This window comes from Halobellus sp. MBLA0158 (assembly GCF_041477585.1).
Lineage (GTDB): Archaea > Halobacteriota > Halobacteria > Halobacteriales > Haloferacaceae > Haloquadratum > Haloquadratum rubicundus.
In genome coordinates this window covers 2,971,338-2,987,080 of record NZ_JBGNYA010000001.1, presented here as the reverse complement: position 1 = coordinate 2,987,080, position 15,743 = coordinate 2,971,338, and the positions used below count along the sequence as shown (strand labels likewise).

Sequence of the window (15,743 nt, the reverse complement as noted above, 5' to 3'; positions counted from 1 at the left end):
GGGTCACTACCTCCTATGGCGAACCAGATCCGGACGCTGTACGTCACCGGGGCGGCCGACCCGGCCGGCGCCGAACGGCTGGCGGCCGAGAGCGACCGGATCGACGTGACGTCGAGCGGCCCGGACCGCGCCCTGGAACTCCTCGCGGCCGAGGCGATCGACTGCGTCGTCAGCGACTACGATCTCCCCGGCTTCGAGGGGCTGTCGTTCCTCGATGCGGTCCGGGCCGACCACCCGGATCTCCCCTTCGTCCTGTTCACCGCCGACGGCTCCGAGGAGGTCGCGAGCGAGGCGATCGCCGCGGGCGTCTCCGAGTACGTCCCCCGGTCGGACTCCCCCGAGCAGTTCGACGCGCTCGCGACCCGGATCGAGACGAGCGTCGACGCCTACCGGGAGCGGATCGACGACGAGCGCGGCCCGGGCGAGTACACGACCGTCGAGCTGATCCGGGATCTCTACGACGTGACGACCGACACGGAGCTGTCGTTCGAGGAGAAGACAGACCGCATACTGGCGCTCGGCTGCGAGCGGCTCGACCTCCCGTACGGCTTCCTCTCGCGGATCGACCCGGAAGCCGAGAGCCCGACCCAGCGGATCGTCCAGGCCCGCGGCGACCACGAGCTGCTCCAGCCCGGCGAGTCGTGTCCGCTCTCGGAGGCGTACTGCCGGAAGACGATCAAGACAGACAGCTTCCTCGCGGTCTCGGACGCGCTCGCGGAGGGCTGGGAGGACGACCCCGCCTACGAGGTCTTCGAGCTCGGGAGCTACATCGGGGGGAAGGTCATCGTCGAGGGCGAGCTCTACGGGACGCTGTGTTTCGCGTCCACGGAGCCCCGCGGCGTCCCTTTCACCGACGCGGAGAAGACGCTGATCCGGCTGATGAGCAAGTGGGCGAGCTACGAGCTGGAACACGAGCGAGTGACGAGCGAACTCGAACGGCAGAACGAGCGGCTCGAAGCGTTCGCGAGCGTCCTCGCCCACGACCTCCGGAACCCCCTGAACGTCGCGGGCGGGCGGCTCGAACTCGCCCGCGAGGAGTTCGAGAGCGAGCACCTCGATACGATCGCCAGCGCGGTCGACCGGATGGGCTCGCTGATCGACGACGTGCTCCTGCTGGCGCGCGAGGGCGAGTCCGTCACCGACACCGAGTGGGCCGACCTCGACGCGCTCGCGCGCGAGTCGTGGGACTTCGTCGAGACCCCACAGGCCACGCTCCACGTCGAGACCGAGCGATCGGTCGAGGCCGAGCCGGGCCGGCTCAAACAGCTCTTCGAGAACCTCTTCCGCAACGCCGTAGAACACGCCGGGACGGGCGTGGCGATCACCGTCGGCGACCTCGACGACGACTCGGGGTTCTACGTCGCCGACGACGGCCCCGGAATCCCCGCCGAAGACCGCGACTCCGTCTTCGAGTTCGGATACAGCACGGACGCCGAGGGGACGGGCTACGGGCTGGCGATCGTCAAGCAGGTCGTCGACGCCCACGACTGGTCGATCTCGATCGCAGAGAGCGACGGCGGCGGGGCCCGGTTCGAGATCCGGACCGCGGCCGAGTAGGACGCGACCGCATCCGACAGTCTCAGGCCCCTCCGGCCCCAACGACGAGTCGATGACCGACGAGGACGCCGAGGCCGAGCCGGCGGACGGACAGCTCTTCGAACTCACGCGGGACAAGGTGCTGCTCGTCGCCCTGCTCGTCGTCGGGATCGCGGGCTCGGGGCTCGTCCGCCGCTTCCTCGGCGAACTCGGCTACAACGACCTCGGCGCGATCGTGTTCGTCCTCGGGTACGGCGGGATGATCTTCGCTATCTGGTATGGCTGGATCCGCCCGATGGACATCACCGGGCCGAACTGATAGGGACTACTCTCACTGTTCCGCCGAACGCCGTCACTGGGGTGGCCTTCGTCGGTACGAGACGAGCGTAATCACTACGAGCCGAACGGTTGCCGCAACCCGACCTTTGACGCCGCCCCCGCCCCATCGACGACCGTGTCGACGAGACGCCGCCGCTACGTGCTCTTGGGGCTCGGATCGATCGCCTACGCCGCGCTGACCTTCGTCTGGTTCTCCGTGCCGGCGTGGCTTGACGTCGTCGTCGCCGACTTCGGCCTGACGAGCACGCAGGCCGGGCTGCTCACGGGCGCGATCCCGCTCACCTACGTCCCGGTCGCGCTCTTCTCGGGTGTCGTCACCGACTACGTCGGCCCCTACCGCGCGATCGGCGCGGGGCTCGTGCTGTTCGGGGCGGCGCAGGTCGGGCGCGCGGCCGCGGAGACCTTTCCCGTGCTGCTCGCGCTGACCGTCCTCGTCGGGATCGGCGGGACGGCGATGACGTTCGGACTCCCGAAGCTCGTCTCGGAGCTCTTCCCGCCCGCGGAATCGGGGACGCCGTCGTCCATCTACGTCGTGGGGTCGCTGGCGGGCACGGCCGCGGCGTTCAGTATCGGCCGGGCCGTCCTGGGCGACCCCCTCGGCGGGTGGCGGCCGCTGTTCCGCTACACCGGGCTCGCGGTGCTCGCGTACGCCGTCTGCTGGTGGGTCGTCGTCAGGCGGACGCCGCTCGATGCGGTCCGGCACGCCGCGGACGCAGACGGCCGCGAGGACCTCCCCTCGGTCGCCGCGCTCCGCCGCGACCTCGCGCGCGTGTTCTCGAACCGCTCGATGCGGCTCCTCGTCGTCGTGGGCGTGGTCTATCTGCTCGTGACCCACGGGCTCCAGAACTGGCTCGCGACCGTCCTCCAGTCCCGCGGGGTCGGCGCGGCGCTTTCGGCCTCGCTGGTGAGCGGGTTCGTCGCCGCGCAGGCCGCCGGGACGCTCTTCGTCCCCACGCTCTCGGACCGCCTCGGCGCGCGCGGGTCGGTCATCGCCGGCTGTGCGACGCTCTGCTCGGTCGGGACTGGCGCGCTCCTCTTCGCGCCGGTCCCGCTGGCCGTGCCCGTCGTCGGCGCGCTCGTCGTCGGGTTCGGCGTGGGCGGGCTCTCCCCGCTCGTCCGGATGGTCCCGCCCGAACTGGACGGCGTCGGGCCCGAACTCACGGGCACGGCCGTCGGGCTCGTCTTCGCCGTGGGGGAGCTCGGCGGCTTCCTCGGGCCGTTCCTCGTCGGCGCGCTGTACGACCTCACCGGGACCTACGCCGCGGGGCTCGGCGTCGTCTGCGTGGGCTGTCTCGGCGCCGTCGTCGCCGGGCGGCGCCTCCCGGTCTGATACCAAGCGGCCGCGGGACGCTCGCGACGCGCGACGAGGCCCGGCCCGTGCCGGGAAGAACGGAACTTTAATACTCGATTCGCGCCGAACTCCCGGGTAAGGATGCTCCCCCTACAGCTCGTCGACAGCTTCCTGCTCAACTACAACGTCGGGCAGGCGCTCCTGCTCGTCTTCGCGTTCGCGACGGTGGGCGTACTCCCCCTGAAATCCCAGAAACTGCTCGCGATCAACGTCATCGTGTTCGGGCTGCTCTTCGCGCTGACGCCGCAGTCGATCGTGCCGATCCACTACCTGTTCCTGGGCATCGCCCTGCTCGTCATCGGCCCGATCCTCTACGCCACGGCGAGCGACTGATTCTACCCGTGTCCCGACTCCGTACCGCGCGCCCCGCGCCCCGGAACGCGACCCTTAACCGCGGCCGTCCGCAACGCGAACTATGAGCGACGGGACTCCGGGCGGGGGTGAGACGCTCGAACTGCCGTGCGGGGAGACAAAGCGCGTCCGCGCGCTCGACCTGGGAATGCGCGAGTTCGAGTGCGCCTGCGGGGAGCGCCACGCGGTCGTGATGGACGTCCACCCGCCGGAGCGGTTCCTCCCGGACTTCCTCGTGTCGGTGCTCAGGGAGGCCGTCGAGACGACGAGCGACGAGATGCCCGAGTTCGGCACGGCCCACCTGCTCGGGATCGTCCTGGAGGAGTTCCCCGGGAAGGTCGTCTCCGCGGACGTCTCCGACGACGGCGACGTCGGCGCCGGGATCGTCTGGGTGACTGACTTCGACTCTCGACGGCTCCACGAGGTCGTCGTCGAGCTCGTTATCGAGCTGATGGACCACGCCGTCAGCCACGCCGACGACGACGCGGCCGTCTCGCAGTTCGAGGCGCAGATGCTGGAGTTCGACGTGAGCGAGTTCGTCGAGGAGTACCGCGCCGAGCGGGACCTCGACGGCGACGACGTCTACGCGCGGTAGTCTCGCCGCCGCGGTCCAGCGCCCGCGTCCGACCCGTCTCACACGCGTCGGACGTGCGGACCGCCGGACCGCTCCCGGCCGCGTCAGACGCGCGTCACACTGAAATCTAAGCCCCGTCGGACCCTGCATACCCCTATGAGCACGACCCGGCCGTCCGGGTTCGAGGACGTGCGCGACGTCCTCGCGGCCGCCGACGAGCCGCTGACCGCCCGCGAGATTCTGGACCGCCTGCGCGAGCGCGGCGTCGACGCCTTCGATACCCCCTACCGCGTCGCGACCGTGCTCGGCCAGGCGGCAGAGCGCGGCGAGGCCATCGACGTCGTCGAGGGCAGTCCGTACCGGTATCGGCTCGCCGAGTGAGCGCTCCCCCGGCGGCGTCGCGGTCGACAGCGCCACCCGCCGCGTCCGCGGTCCTTCTCGCGGTCCACCCGTCCGTTTCCGCATCGCTCTTGGCGCTCCCGCGTGAGTCTCACGTATCGCGACCGCGCTCTTCGGCCGTCGCCGCGGGAGTTACGAATTTCGAAATTGCCTTTCGTATCTCGTAGTAATCCGCCGGGCTTATTACGATGTACGGACTCGAATCGAGTGATGACTGACGAGGACACTTCGCCAGGGACGGCGTCCGAAGACCGGACGATCCTGCTCATCGGCAGCGGACCCATACAGATCGGACAGGCGGCCGAGTTCGACTACTCCGGCGCGCAGGCCTGCCGCGCGCTCCAGGAGGAGGGGGCCCGAGTCGTCCTCGTCAACTCGAACCCCGCGACGATCATGACCGACCCGGAGATGGCAGACCGGGTCTACATCGAGCCAATCACGCCGGAGGCGATCGCCGAGATCATCCGCGAGGAGAACCCCGATGGCGTGATCGCCGGCCTCGGCGGCCAGACGGGCCTGAACGTCACCGCCGAGCTCGCCGAGCAGGGCATCCTCGAGGAGCACGACGTCGAGATTATGGGCACACCGCTGGACACCATCTACGCCACGGAGGACCGGGACCTCTTCCGCCAGCGGATGGAGAACATCGGCCAGCCCGTTCCCGCCTCGACGACCATCGACCTCGACGAGGGCGAGGAGGTCCAGAGCCTCACCGAAGCCGACCTCCGGGACCGCGTCGACGACGCCGTCGAGGAGGTCGGCGGCCTCCCCGTGATCGCCCGGACGACCTACACCCTCGGCGGGTCGGGATCGGGCGTCGTCCACGAGAAGCAGGAGCTCTACGAGCGCGTCCGCAAGGGCCTGCGGCTCTCGCGCAACAACGAGGTGCTCATCACCGAGTCCATCTCGGGCTGGGTCGAACTGGAGTACGAGGTGATGCGGGACGCCGACGACTCCTGTATCATCATCTGCAATATGGAGAACATCGACCCGATGGGCATCCACACGGGCGAGTCGATCGTCGTCACGCCCTCGCAGGTCATCCCCGACGAGGGCCACCAGGAGATGCGCGACGCCGCGCTGGAAGTGATCCGGGAACTCGGCATCCAGGGCGGCTGTAACATCCAGTTCGCCTGGCGCGACGACGGCACCCCCGGCGGCGAGTACCGGGTCGTGGAAGTGAACCCCCGCGTCTCCCGCTCGTCGGCGCTGGCGTCGAAGGCGACCGGCTACCCGATCGCCCGCGTGACCGCGAAGGTCGCGCTCGGCAAGCGGCTCCACGAGATCGAAAACGAGATCACCGGCGAGACGACCGCCGCCTTCGAGCCCGCGATCGACTACGTGGTCACGAAGATCCCGCGGTGGCCCAAGGACAAGTTCGACGACGTCGACTTCACGCTCTCGACGGCGATGAAGTCCACCGGCGAGGCGATGGCGATCGGCCGGACCTTCGAGGAGTCGATGCTGAAGGCGATCCGCTCGACGGAGTACGAGCCCGCCACCGACGTCGAGAGCGTCTCCGACGAGGAGCTCGAAACCGACCTGCTCGAACGCCCGACGCCCGACCGCACCTTCGCCATCTTCGAGGCGTTCGACCGCGGCTACACCGTCGACGAGGTCCAGGAGCTGACCGGCATCAAGGAGTGGTACCTCGAACGCTACAAGCGCGTCTCCGAGTCGATGGACGCCGCCCAGGAGGGCGACTTCACCACCGCGGCGACCGCCGGCGTGACGAACGCCGAGATCGCCTCGGCGACGGGCGCGACCGTCAGCGAGGTCGAGACCGACGTCCCCGGCCGCACGTACAAGCAGGTCGATACCTGCGCCGGCGAGTTCGCCGCCCAGACGCCGTACTACTACTCCTCGCGCAAGCCCGAGTTCTACAAGGGCCCCTACGAGGGCGACGCGGCCGCGGGCGAACTCCGCGTCGACCGCGACGTCGAGAGCGTCGTCGTCGTCGGCGGCGGCCCGATCCGGATCGGCCAGGGCGTCGAGTTCGACTACTGCTCGGTCCACGCCGTCCAGGCGCTGCGCGAGATGGGCATCGACGCCCACGTCGTGAACAACAACCCCGAGACGGTCTCGACCGACTACGACACCTCCGACGGGCTGTTCTTCGAGCCCATCACCGCCGAAGAGGTCGCCGACGTGATCGAAGCGACCGACGCCGACGGCGTGATGGTCCAGTTCGGCGGCCAGACCTCGGTCAACATCGGCCACCCGCTCCAGTCCGAGATCGACCGCCGCGGGCTCGACTGTGAGATCCTCGGCACGAGCGTCGACGCGATGGACCTCGCGGAGGACCGCGACCGCTTCAACCGCCTGATGGACGGCCTCGGCATCCTCCAGCCCGAGGGCGGCTCGGCGACCAGCGAGGAGGAGGCGCTCGAACTGGCGAACGACATCGGCTACCCGGTGCTCGTCCGCCCCTCCTACGTGCTCGGCGGCCGCGCGATGGACGTCGTCTACGACGACGAGGAGCTCAAAGAGTACATCGAGGAGGCGGTTCGGGTCTCCCCCGACAAGCCGATCCTCATCGACGAGTTCCTCGCGGACGCGATCGAACTCGACGTCGACGCCGTCTCCGACGGCGAGCGCGCGATCATCGGCGGCGTGATGGAGCACGTCGAGAGCGCGGGCGTCCACTCCGGCGACTCGGCGTGTATGATCCCGCCGCGCTCCCTGGACAAGGAGACGATGGCGCGCGTCCGCGAGGTCACAGAGGACATCGCGACCGCGCTCGACACCGTCGGCCTGCTGAACGTCCAGCTGGCCGTGAAGGACGGCGACGTCTACGTGCTCGAAGCCAATCCCCGCTCCTCGCGCACCGTCCCCTTCGTCTCGAAGGCGACGGACGTCCCGATCGCGAAGCTCGCGGCGAAGGTGATGGCCGGCGAGACGCTCGAAGACCTCGCCGTCGACGAGAAGATCCCCGAGGACGTCAGCGTCAAGGAGGTCGTCCTGCCGTTCGACCGCCTGCCGGGCTCGGACCCGCGCCTCGGCCCCGAGATGAAGTCGACGGGCGAGGTGATGGGGACGGCCTCGACGTTCGCGAAGGCCTACGACAAGGCCCAGGACGCCACCGGCAAGCCCATCCCCGAATCGGGCACCGCGTGGGTCGACCTCTCGGCCGAGGAGTTCCCCGAGCCGGATTCCGAGGACGGCAAAGCGCTCAGCGAGGGCTACGCGACGCACTTCGACCTCGTCGAGTTCGACGACGAGGAGGACCTGGCCGCGGCGCTCCGCGCCGGCGAGATCGACCTCGTGGTCTCCCGCGACCGCGACCCCCTCGAAATCTGCGTCGAAGAGGAGATCACCTACTTCTCGACGACGCCCTCGGCGTTCGCCGCGCTCGAAGCGCTCGACGTCAAGGACGACCCGATCGACGTCGAGGCCGTCTCCGACCGGCCGCGCCGCATCGAGTCGTGGGGCGCTAGCGACGACTGAGGACGGCTGCGGTCGCCGCTCCTGCGCTCTCAGCGACCTCTCGGGAGCGACCTCGTGATACCGAGGCGGGGCGTCGACAGGGCCGTCGCCTTCATTTGCATTGGGCGACAACCGGAACGTATCGATGAAGCTGAAACAGAACGTCCGACATTTTGCGGCGAAGCAGGCGCTGACGCTCCCGGTCGTCGGCAACGCGGTCAACGACAAACTGGTCGATCTGCACACCCGCGTCTTCCTGGAGAAGGCCGAAGCGGACCGGCGGGACGAGCGCGAGGCGCATCTGGACGACTTCTTCGACGCGACGATGGACACCTACGTCGCGGCGCTGGAGGCGGGCTACACGGAGGCGAAGGCCCGCGAGATCACGCACGTTCAGGCGAATATGGACTTCTACAACCACGGGTGGACCGAGATGATGGAGTACCCGACCGACGAGGTCGAAGCCCACTACGAGCGGTACGAGGAGTTCTTCGAGCGCTACTCGATCACCATCGCCGATCCGCTCGGTGACTTCCGCCCGGAGGGCGGGATCGCGGACGCCCCGTCGACGCCGGAGAAGCTGGACGATCCGGAGCACCCCCACGCGGAGGGCGGCTTCGCCGACGACGTCTACGTCGAGACGGAAGACGGGCTCGTGGTCGGCGGGCAGGACGAGCCGGACGACGTCGACGTGGGGAAGGCCCCCGGGGCGTGACCGGCGCGTCGGACTCCGGACACCGCACTGTTTCGTCTCGGACGGGGCACCCGGAACGTCGGGTCGGCGAATCGTCCCGGATCGGCAGGAAGACGAGCGGGCTCTTATTGTAGTCTCCCGAACTCGAAGCCGCTCGCTTCGGTGTCGCGGTCGCCATCGTGGCCCGCGTCGCTCTCGACCCGCTCGTCGATCCGATCGGCCACTTCGTAGCCCGCGAGGATGCCGCCGTTGAGCGACCGCTCGGGGTACTGCGCCGCCGAGGCCATCCCGGCGTAGTAGACGCCCTCGCCGACCTCGCTGTCGAGGTGGTAGGGGACCACGAGGTCGAGGTAGCCGCGTTCGTAGATCGGCGCCGCGCGGGGGTTGCGGGCGATCCTGAACTCCGAGACCGATTCGCGGTCGAAGTCGGGGAACATCGACTCGATCTCGTCGAGCCATATCTCCCGGACCTCGTCGTCGTCCATCCGCCACAGCTCCTCCTCGCGATCCTGGACGTACGCGGCGACGTAGAGGAGGTGGTCGCCGCCGTAGCGCGCCCGCTCGACGAAGTTCGTGTGCTCGATGAGCGCGCCGAAGGGCGCGTCGTGGGCGACGTTCAGCCAGTAGGTGTCGAGCAGGGACTCGTCCAACGTGGCGAGCCCGCAGACCGCGCCCTGGAAGTCGATCTCGCAGGCGTAGCCCGTCAGCGATTCGAGGACGTTCGGCATCGTCGCGACGACCGCGGCGTCGACGTCGTGGGTATCCTCGGCATCTGCGCCCGGCGCGGCCTCCGTGCCGCCGCGGTCGACCGTCAGCGACTGCACCCGGCCGTCCGCGACCGTGAGGTCGGTGACGGGCGCGTTCGTCGTGACGTTCTCGCGGCCGACGGCGTCGAGCAGGGCGTCGAGGAGGACGCCGAAGCCGCCGTCGAAGTAGCCGAGGATCTCGCCGCGGAGGAGGTCGCGCTCGCCCCGGAAGCGGACGCGGCCGAGGAACCACGCCGCCGAGATGTCGTCTTTTCGATCTCCGTACTTCCCGTCGAGAAGGGGATCCACGAAGTTCTCGTAGACGCTCTCTGTGGTGTGTTCTTCTACGAAGTCCCGGACGGTGACGTGCTCGTACTCGGCGAGTTCGTCGTAGGCGTCGAAGTCGGGGACGAGCCCGCGGACGTCGACCCCGAGGGTGAGCATTCCCAGTCTGTACTTGTCGTAGAGGCTCATGTGCGGGTACGCGAGGATCTCCCAGGGCGTGTCGAGCGGGTGGACGACGCCGTCGACGTAGTAGCCGTTGGTGCCGACGCGCCACTCGATCCGGTCGCCGAGGCCCAGCTCCTCGGCGAGTTCGACGATGGTCTCTTCGGACTTGGAGAGGTGGTGATAGAACTGCTCGACGTCGTCGCCGGCGGTCTCGTAGGTCGCCGCCAGTCCGCCGATCCGGTCCGACGCCTCATACACCTGGACCTCGTGGCCGTGCTGTTGCAACCGATAGGCGGCCGCGAGTCCCGCGATCCCGCCGCCGACGACGCCGATCATACGCCGCCTACTCGGAGCGACGAAAAGTGCTTTCCGTTCCGTCCGGTCTGAGTCCCGCGAGGCCGCGGCCGTCTCGACGGCGCTCCCGGCTATCCCGTCGCCGTCGCCCGCGTTCCGTTCGCTACCGTTCGCTACCTTTTTACCGGCCGTTGGGCAACGAAACGCGTATGCAGACGGTCAGGGCCCCCGCGACGAGCGCGAATCTCGGAAGCGGATTCGACGTGTTCGGCGTGGCCCTGGACCGTCCCGCCGACGTCGTCCGCGTCGAGAAGGCCGACCGGACCACCATCGAGATGCGCGGCGTCGGCAGCCAATACATCCCCGAGGACCCGGACAAGAACGTCGTTGGCGCGGTCGCCGACGCCCTGGACGCGCCGGCGCATATCGAGATCGACAAGGGCGTCCGCCCCTCCTCGGGCCTCGGCTCCTCGGCGGCGAGCTCGGCCGCGGCCGCGGTCGCGCTGAACGCCCTCTACGACCGCGGCTACTCCCGGCAGGAGTTGGTCGCCGTCGCCGCCGAGGGCGAAGCCGTCGTCTCCGGCGAGGCCCACGCCGACAACGTCGCGCCCGCCCTCCTCGGCGGCTTCACCGTCGCCCGCGGCGACGCCGTCACGACCGTCGACGCGTCGATCCCGCTCGTCGCGTGCCTGCCGGAGATCGCGGTCTCGACCCGCGACGCCCGCCGGGTCGTCCCCGAGTCGGCGTCGATGGAGGACATCGTCCACACGATCGGCTCGGCGGCGACGCTCTCGGTCGGGATGTGTCGGAACGACCCCGCCCTCGTCGGCAGCGGGATGGACGAACGCGTCGTCACGCCGGCCCGTGCGGAACTGATCACCGGCTACGACGCGGTCCGCGAGGCCGCCCTCGATGCGGGCGCGACGGGCGTGACGGTCTCGGGGGCCGGCCCGGCGGTCATCGCCGTCTGTCGCGAGTCGGCCCGGCGGGACGTCGCCTCGGCGATGGTCGACGCGTTCTCGACGGCCGGCGTCGAATCGCGGGCGTATCAGACGCGCGTGAGCGAGGGCGCGACGCTGTACTGATCGGGACGCACGGGAAGCAAAGAACAGAACGGATACGGCCGCTCAGACGCCGCGGCCCTGGAGCTTCTCCTCTTCGGGGAGCGAGGCGTTGGACTCGCCCTTCATCCCCTTGCCGAGGTTCGAGGCGATCTCCGCGAGCGTCTCGGGGTCGTCCCAGTTGTTGACGGCCTCGACGATGGCGCGGCCCATCGCGGGCGGGTTCTCCGCGCCGAAGATGCCCGAGCCGACGAAGATGCCGTCGCAGCCGTGATGCATCATCAGCGCCGCGTCGGCGGGCGTCGCGATGCCGCCGGCGGCGAAGTTCACGACCGGGAGCCGCCCCATCTCGGCGGTCTCGTGGACGAGGTCCGCGGGCGCCTCGTGCTCGCGGGCCCACGCCTCGCGCTCCTCGTGAGTCTTGCCCTGGAGCTCGCGGATCGCGCCCTTGATGTTGCGCTGGTGGTGGACGGCCTGATTCACGTCGCCGGTGCCGGCCTCGCCCTTGGTGCGGATCATCGCCGCGCCCTCGTCGATCCGGCGGAGCGCCTCGCCGAGGTTGCGCGCGCCGCAGACGAACGGCGCCGTGAAGTCGCGCTTGTCGATGTGGTAGCGGTCGTCGGCGGGGGTGAGCACCTCGCTCTCGTCGATCATGTCGACGCCGACGGCTTCGAGGATCTGGGCCTCCTTCGTGTGGCCGATCCGGGACTTGCCCATCACCGGGATCGAGACCGATTCGACGATCTCGGCCACGTCGGCGGGGTCGGCCATCCGCGCGACGCCGCCGCGCTTGCGGATGTCCGCGGGGACGGCCTCCAGCGCCATCACCGCGACCGCGCCGGCCTCCTCCGCGATCTTCGCCTGTTCGGCGTCGACGACGTCCATGATGACGCCGCCCTTCTGCATCTGTGCGAACCCGCGCTTGACGAGATCGGTCCCGCGGCGGAGTTCGGACAGATCGGTCTCCTCGGACATAGAGAGGAATTGCGGTCGGACACACTTAAACGAATCACTCGGGCTCCCGCCGCGTCTGGCCGGAATCGGCACCCATTTTTCCCGCCGCGCCGAGCGGTCGATAATGGCACCGTCCGACGCGTCGTCGCCGCTCTCCAGGCTGGTCTCCGGCGCGGGACTCCCCGACCCCGAACCCCTCCCGCGGTGGCTCGCTCCGCTGCCGACGTGGCTCGAAAACGTCGGACTCCGGTTCGCCTGGGTCGTCGTCGCGATCAACCTCCTCGGGACCCTGTTCGGCTTCTGGTACTACGGCTTCCACCCGCTGCCGCTGTCGGATCCGCTGATCACGTGGCAGTTCGCGGCCGAGCCCGTCGTGATGTGGCCGTTCGTCCCCGACAGCCCGCTGGCGACGCTCTTTATCGCCCTGGCGTTCGCCAGCTGGAAGCTCGGCCGGACGAACGAGTACCTCGCGGCGCTGGCGTTCTTCGGCTGCTGGAAGCTGGGCCTGTGGACGCCGTACGTCCTCGCGGCCTTCGCCGAGCCGTTCCTGCGGACGACCTGGCTCCCGCTCTATGTCTTCCTCTTCGTGAGCCACCTCGCGATGGTCGTCGAGGCGTTCGTCTTGTATCGGATCGCGGACTTCCCGGTCCGGGCGGTCGCCGTCGCGCTCGCGTGGTACGGTTTCAACGATGTCGTCGACTACTTCGTCCCGATCGTCGGCGATCCTCACCACACGTCGCTTCCGGTCGCCGGCGCCGCCGTCGTCGGCGGGTCGACCGCGCTCCAGCTCGCGGCCGCCGGGGCGGTCGTCCTCACGTTCCTGGCGACGTTCACCGCGCTGGCGACCCGGGTGAAGAAACTGGAACTGCGGCTTGCCGGGTCGGGACCGGACTGACCCCGCCCGCGCGAGTCGCGCCCGACTGCCAGCCTTTTCCCCGCGCCGCGCGTACCCCCTCCGATGAGCGACCTCTTCGACGCCGTCTCCGACCTCCCGCTCTCGATCGAGTCCACGGACCGAACGCGGCGCGACCGCGACACCTCCAGCGGCTTCGTCCGGACCACGACGACGTTCCGTCTCTCCGGCCCGGACGCCGAGGGGACGACCCACACGGGCCGCGGCGAGGACGTCACCTACGACACCGAGGACCACGACGCCCTCGCCGACGCGCCCGCCTTCGACCTCGAAGGCGAGTACACGTTCGCGTCCTTTTCCGAGCGGCTCGACGAAATCGACCTCTTCCCGACGAAGGACCCCGAGCGGGAGCCGGGGTACCACTACCGCCGCTGGGCGCTGGAGTCCGCGGGGCTGGATCTGGCGCTCCGACAGAACGACCGCTCGCTCGGCGAGGCGGTCGGCCGCGATCCCGACCCGATCCGCTTTGTCGCCTCGATGCGGCTCGGCGACCCGCCGACGACCGACCGCCTGGACGCGATGCGCGACGAGTATCCCGATGTCGAGTTCAAGCTCGACCCCACGCCCGACTGGGACGCCGACCTGATCGAGGCGGTCGCCGCCACGGACGCGGTCCGGATCCTCGATCTGAAGGGGCTCTACGAGGGCACGGAGGTCGACGCCGAGCCGGATCCGGACCTCTACGCGCGACTCGTCGACGCGTTCCCCGACGCCGTCATCGAGGATCCCGCGCTCACGTCGGAGACGCGCCCGCTCTTCGACGGCGAGGAGGGGCGGATATCGTGGGACTACCCGATCACCGGCGTCGAATCGGTCGAGGACCTGCCGTTCGAGCCGCGCTGGCTGAACGTCAAGCCCTCGCGCTTCGGGACCGTGCAGTCGCTGTTCGAGACGATCGAGTGGGCCGACGCGCGCGGCGTGCAGTTGTACGGCGGCGGCCAGTTCGAACTCGGCGTCGGCCGCGACCACATTCAACTCCTGGCCGCGCTGTTCTACCCGGACGGCCCGAACGACGTCGCCCCCGGCGGCTACAACGACCCCGAGGTGCGGGCTGGGCTTCCGACGAGTCCGCTGGAGGCGCCGGCGCACTCGCTCGGACTGGCGCTGGAGTAGCGGTCGTGATCGCGGTCGCGAGAAAGACGTCGGCTCTCAGTCCTTCGCCGAACTGAACGACCCGGAGCGTTCTGTCGCCTCCACTCCGGCAGGATCCGGCGGCGTGATGTCGGTGACGGTCACGACGTATCGCGCGCCGCAGTCGCAGTCGGTCGTCGGCGCCGCGGCCGAGTGCTCCAGCCACTCGCCGCACTCGCACTGGATCCGGACGTGTTGCGGAGCGGTCACATACACCACTTGTACGATTTTCAACAATATGTGGTATAGTACTTTTGGTGCGCCGCCGCCGCGACGCCTGACCACGCCGGCACGCTTCTGAGGGCCGATCGCCGCCGAACCGATGAGACGATTTTCGGCGAGGCAGCCGAGTTACGCCTCGTCGAAGCCCTCTTCGAAGACGAAGGTGCCGTTGCGCTGGACGACCTCGCCGTCGACCTCGATCACCGAGTCCTCGCTCATATCGACGATCATATCGACGTGCTCGGCGCTCTCGTTGCGCTCGTTCTCCTCGCCGACGGTGTCGGGGTACGCCGAGCCGACCGCCATATGGACGGTATCGCCCATCTTCTCGTCGAAGAGCATGTTGTAGGTGAAGCGGTCGATCTCGCGGTTCATCCCGATCCCGAGTTCGCCGAGGTAGCGCGCGCCCTCGTCGGTCTCGAAGACGCCGTCGAGCACCTCCTCGTTCCGGCCGGCGCTGTAGGATTCGACCCGGCCCTCCTCGAAGCGCACGCGGACGTCTTCGATCTCTCGGCCCTGGCGGTACAGCGGCATATCGAAGTGGACCTCGCCCTCGACGGAGTCCCTGACGGGCGCGGTGAACACCTCGCCGCCGGGGAGGTTGGCCTCGCCGAAGTCGTTGAGCGTGTGGTTGCCCGCCAGCGACATCGTGACGTCGGTCTCCTCGCCCGAGCGGATCCGCACCTCGTCGGCCTCGTCGAGGATCTCGACCATCTGCTCTTGGTGCTCGCGCTGTTCGTCCCAGTCGAGGCCGACGGCGTCCCACACGAAGTCCTCGTAGGCCTCGGTGCTCATCCCCGCGAGCTGGGCGTTGCCCGAGGTCGGATACTGGGTGAGGCTCCAGGTCTTCGAGAGCCGCTCCTGGAGGACGGGCTTCATCGCGCGGCGGTAGGCGGCGTTGCGATCGGGGTCGACGTCGGCCGTCTCGGTGGCGTTTTCGTCGCCGCGGACGGCGATGTAGGCGTCCATCTCCTCGTACATCGCCAGCAGGTGTTCGGGCGTCTCGAAGTCGCCGTCGTGGTTCCGGAGGAACGCCCGGGTCGCCCGGGAGTCGCTGTTCAGGAGGACGGGGTGGGCGCCCCGCTCGGCGCACTCCTCGTGGAGCGCGACGACGAGGTCCTCGGCCGCCGAGGGCGCGCTGATGACGACGCGGTCCCCGGCCTCGATGCCGGTCGAGTGCTCGGCGATGATCTGCGCGTGCTCGCGGATTCGCGGGTCCATACCAGCCCCTTGGCCGTCCGGACCAAACGCCTTTCGCACCGCCCGGTCGCGGGGGCCGATTCGGGCCGCCGCCGGTCCGGC

General features: G+C 69.4%; 15 protein-coding genes. 11 read left to right on the top strand and 4 right to left on the bottom strand.

The features are described from left to right. Positions 1 to 15 precede the first annotated feature (15 nt). From OS889_RS15225 to OS889_RS15190, 8 genes are all read left to right on the top strand, one after another. Positions 16 to 1,557: a sensor histidine kinase gene (locus OS889_RS15225; protein ID WP_372391230.1), complete on the top strand. Its 1,542-nt coding sequence runs from the start codon at positions 16 to 18 to the stop codon at positions 1,555 to 1,557. A 52-nt stretch (positions 1,558 to 1,609) separates the two neighbouring features. Then, on the top strand, positions 1,610 to 1,855 hold the full coding sequence (locus OS889_RS15220; protein WP_372391228.1) for a DUF7996 family protein: 246 nt from the start codon (positions 1,610 to 1,612) through the stop codon (positions 1,853 to 1,855). 135 nt (positions 1,856 to 1,990) lie between these two features. Next, on the top strand, positions 1,991 to 3,205 hold the full coding sequence (locus tag OS889_RS15215) for an MFS transporter (protein WP_372391226.1): 1,215 nt from the start codon (positions 1,991 to 1,993) through the stop codon (positions 3,203 to 3,205). Positions 3,206 to 3,307: 102 nt separating this feature from the next. Then, positions 3,308 to 3,559, top strand: a complete 252-nt coding sequence (locus tag OS889_RS15210; protein ID WP_372391224.1) for a DUF8006 family protein — start codon at positions 3,308 to 3,310, stop codon at positions 3,557 to 3,559. An 82-nt stretch (positions 3,560 to 3,641) separates the two neighbouring features. Next, entirely contained in the window at positions 3,642 to 4,172 is a 531-nt protein-coding gene (locus OS889_RS15205; protein ID WP_372391222.1) for a DUF5815 family protein, read from the top strand. 135 nt (positions 4,173 to 4,307) lie between these two features. Next, positions 4,308 to 4,532, top strand: coding sequence for a hypothetical protein (locus OS889_RS15200; protein WP_372391220.1), 225 nt, complete (start codon positions 4,308 to 4,310; stop codon positions 4,530 to 4,532). A gap of 228 nt (positions 4,533 to 4,760) precedes the next feature. Beyond that, positions 4,761 to 7,997, top strand: coding sequence for a carbamoyl-phosphate synthase large subunit (gene carB / locus OS889_RS15195; RefSeq protein ID WP_372391218.1), 3,237 nt, complete (start codon positions 4,761 to 4,763; stop codon positions 7,995 to 7,997). A gap of 124 nt (positions 7,998 to 8,121) precedes the next feature. Beyond that, positions 8,122 to 8,691, top strand: coding sequence for a DUF6149 family protein (locus OS889_RS15190; RefSeq protein ID WP_372391216.1), 570 nt, complete (start codon positions 8,122 to 8,124; stop codon positions 8,689 to 8,691). A 104-nt stretch (positions 8,692 to 8,795) separates the two neighbouring features. On the opposite strand, the gene OS889_RS15185 is transcribed toward OS889_RS15190, so the two are convergent. Continuing rightward, positions 8,796 to 10,202 (bottom strand): NAD(P)/FAD-dependent oxidoreductase, encoded by a 1,407-nt coding sequence (locus OS889_RS15185; RefSeq protein ID WP_372391214.1) that lies wholly within the window; start codon positions 10,200 to 10,202, stop codon positions 8,796 to 8,798. Positions 10,203 to 10,369: 167 nt separating this feature from the next. Between OS889_RS15185 and OS889_RS15180 the strand changes: the two genes are divergently transcribed. Further along, positions 10,370 to 11,245 carry a homoserine kinase gene (locus OS889_RS15180; RefSeq protein ID WP_372391212.1) on the top strand — a complete coding sequence of 292 codons (876 nt, stop codon included), beginning with the start codon at positions 10,370 to 10,372 and terminating at the stop codon, positions 11,243 to 11,245. Between the two features lie 42 nt (positions 11,246 to 11,287). On the opposite strand, the gene pdxS is transcribed toward OS889_RS15180, so the two are convergent. After that, positions 11,288 to 12,196, bottom strand: a complete 909-nt coding sequence (gene pdxS, locus OS889_RS15175; protein ID WP_372391210.1) for a pyridoxal 5'-phosphate synthase lyase subunit PdxS — start codon at positions 12,194 to 12,196, stop codon at positions 11,288 to 11,290. 103 nt (positions 12,197 to 12,299) lie between these two features. Here pdxS and OS889_RS15170 point away from each other — a divergent pair, with 103 nt between their 5' ends. Both OS889_RS15170 and OS889_RS15165 read left to right on the top strand, forming a co-directional pair. Beyond that, positions 12,300 to 13,070, top strand: coding sequence for a DUF1405 domain-containing protein (locus tag OS889_RS15170; protein WP_372391208.1), 771 nt, complete (start codon positions 12,300 to 12,302; stop codon positions 13,068 to 13,070). A 63-nt stretch (positions 13,071 to 13,133) separates the two neighbouring features. Beyond that, positions 13,134 to 14,201 carry a hypothetical protein gene (locus OS889_RS15165; RefSeq protein ID WP_372391206.1) on the top strand — a complete coding sequence of 356 codons (1,068 nt, stop codon included), beginning with the start codon at positions 13,134 to 13,136 and terminating at the stop codon, positions 14,199 to 14,201. A 36-nt stretch (positions 14,202 to 14,237) separates the two neighbouring features. On the opposite strand, the gene OS889_RS15160 is transcribed toward OS889_RS15165, so the two are convergent. Next, the gene (locus OS889_RS15160; protein WP_372391204.1) at positions 14,238 to 14,429 is read right to left on the bottom strand and encodes a hypothetical protein; all 192 of its coding nucleotides are present in this window, start codon (positions 14,427 to 14,429) and stop codon (positions 14,238 to 14,240) included. A 141-nt stretch (positions 14,430 to 14,570) separates the two neighbouring features. Then, entirely contained in the window at positions 14,571 to 15,662 is a 1,092-nt protein-coding gene (locus tag OS889_RS15155; protein ID WP_372391202.1) for an aminopeptidase, read from the bottom strand. Between the last annotated feature and the right edge of the window lie 81 nt (positions 15,663 to 15,743).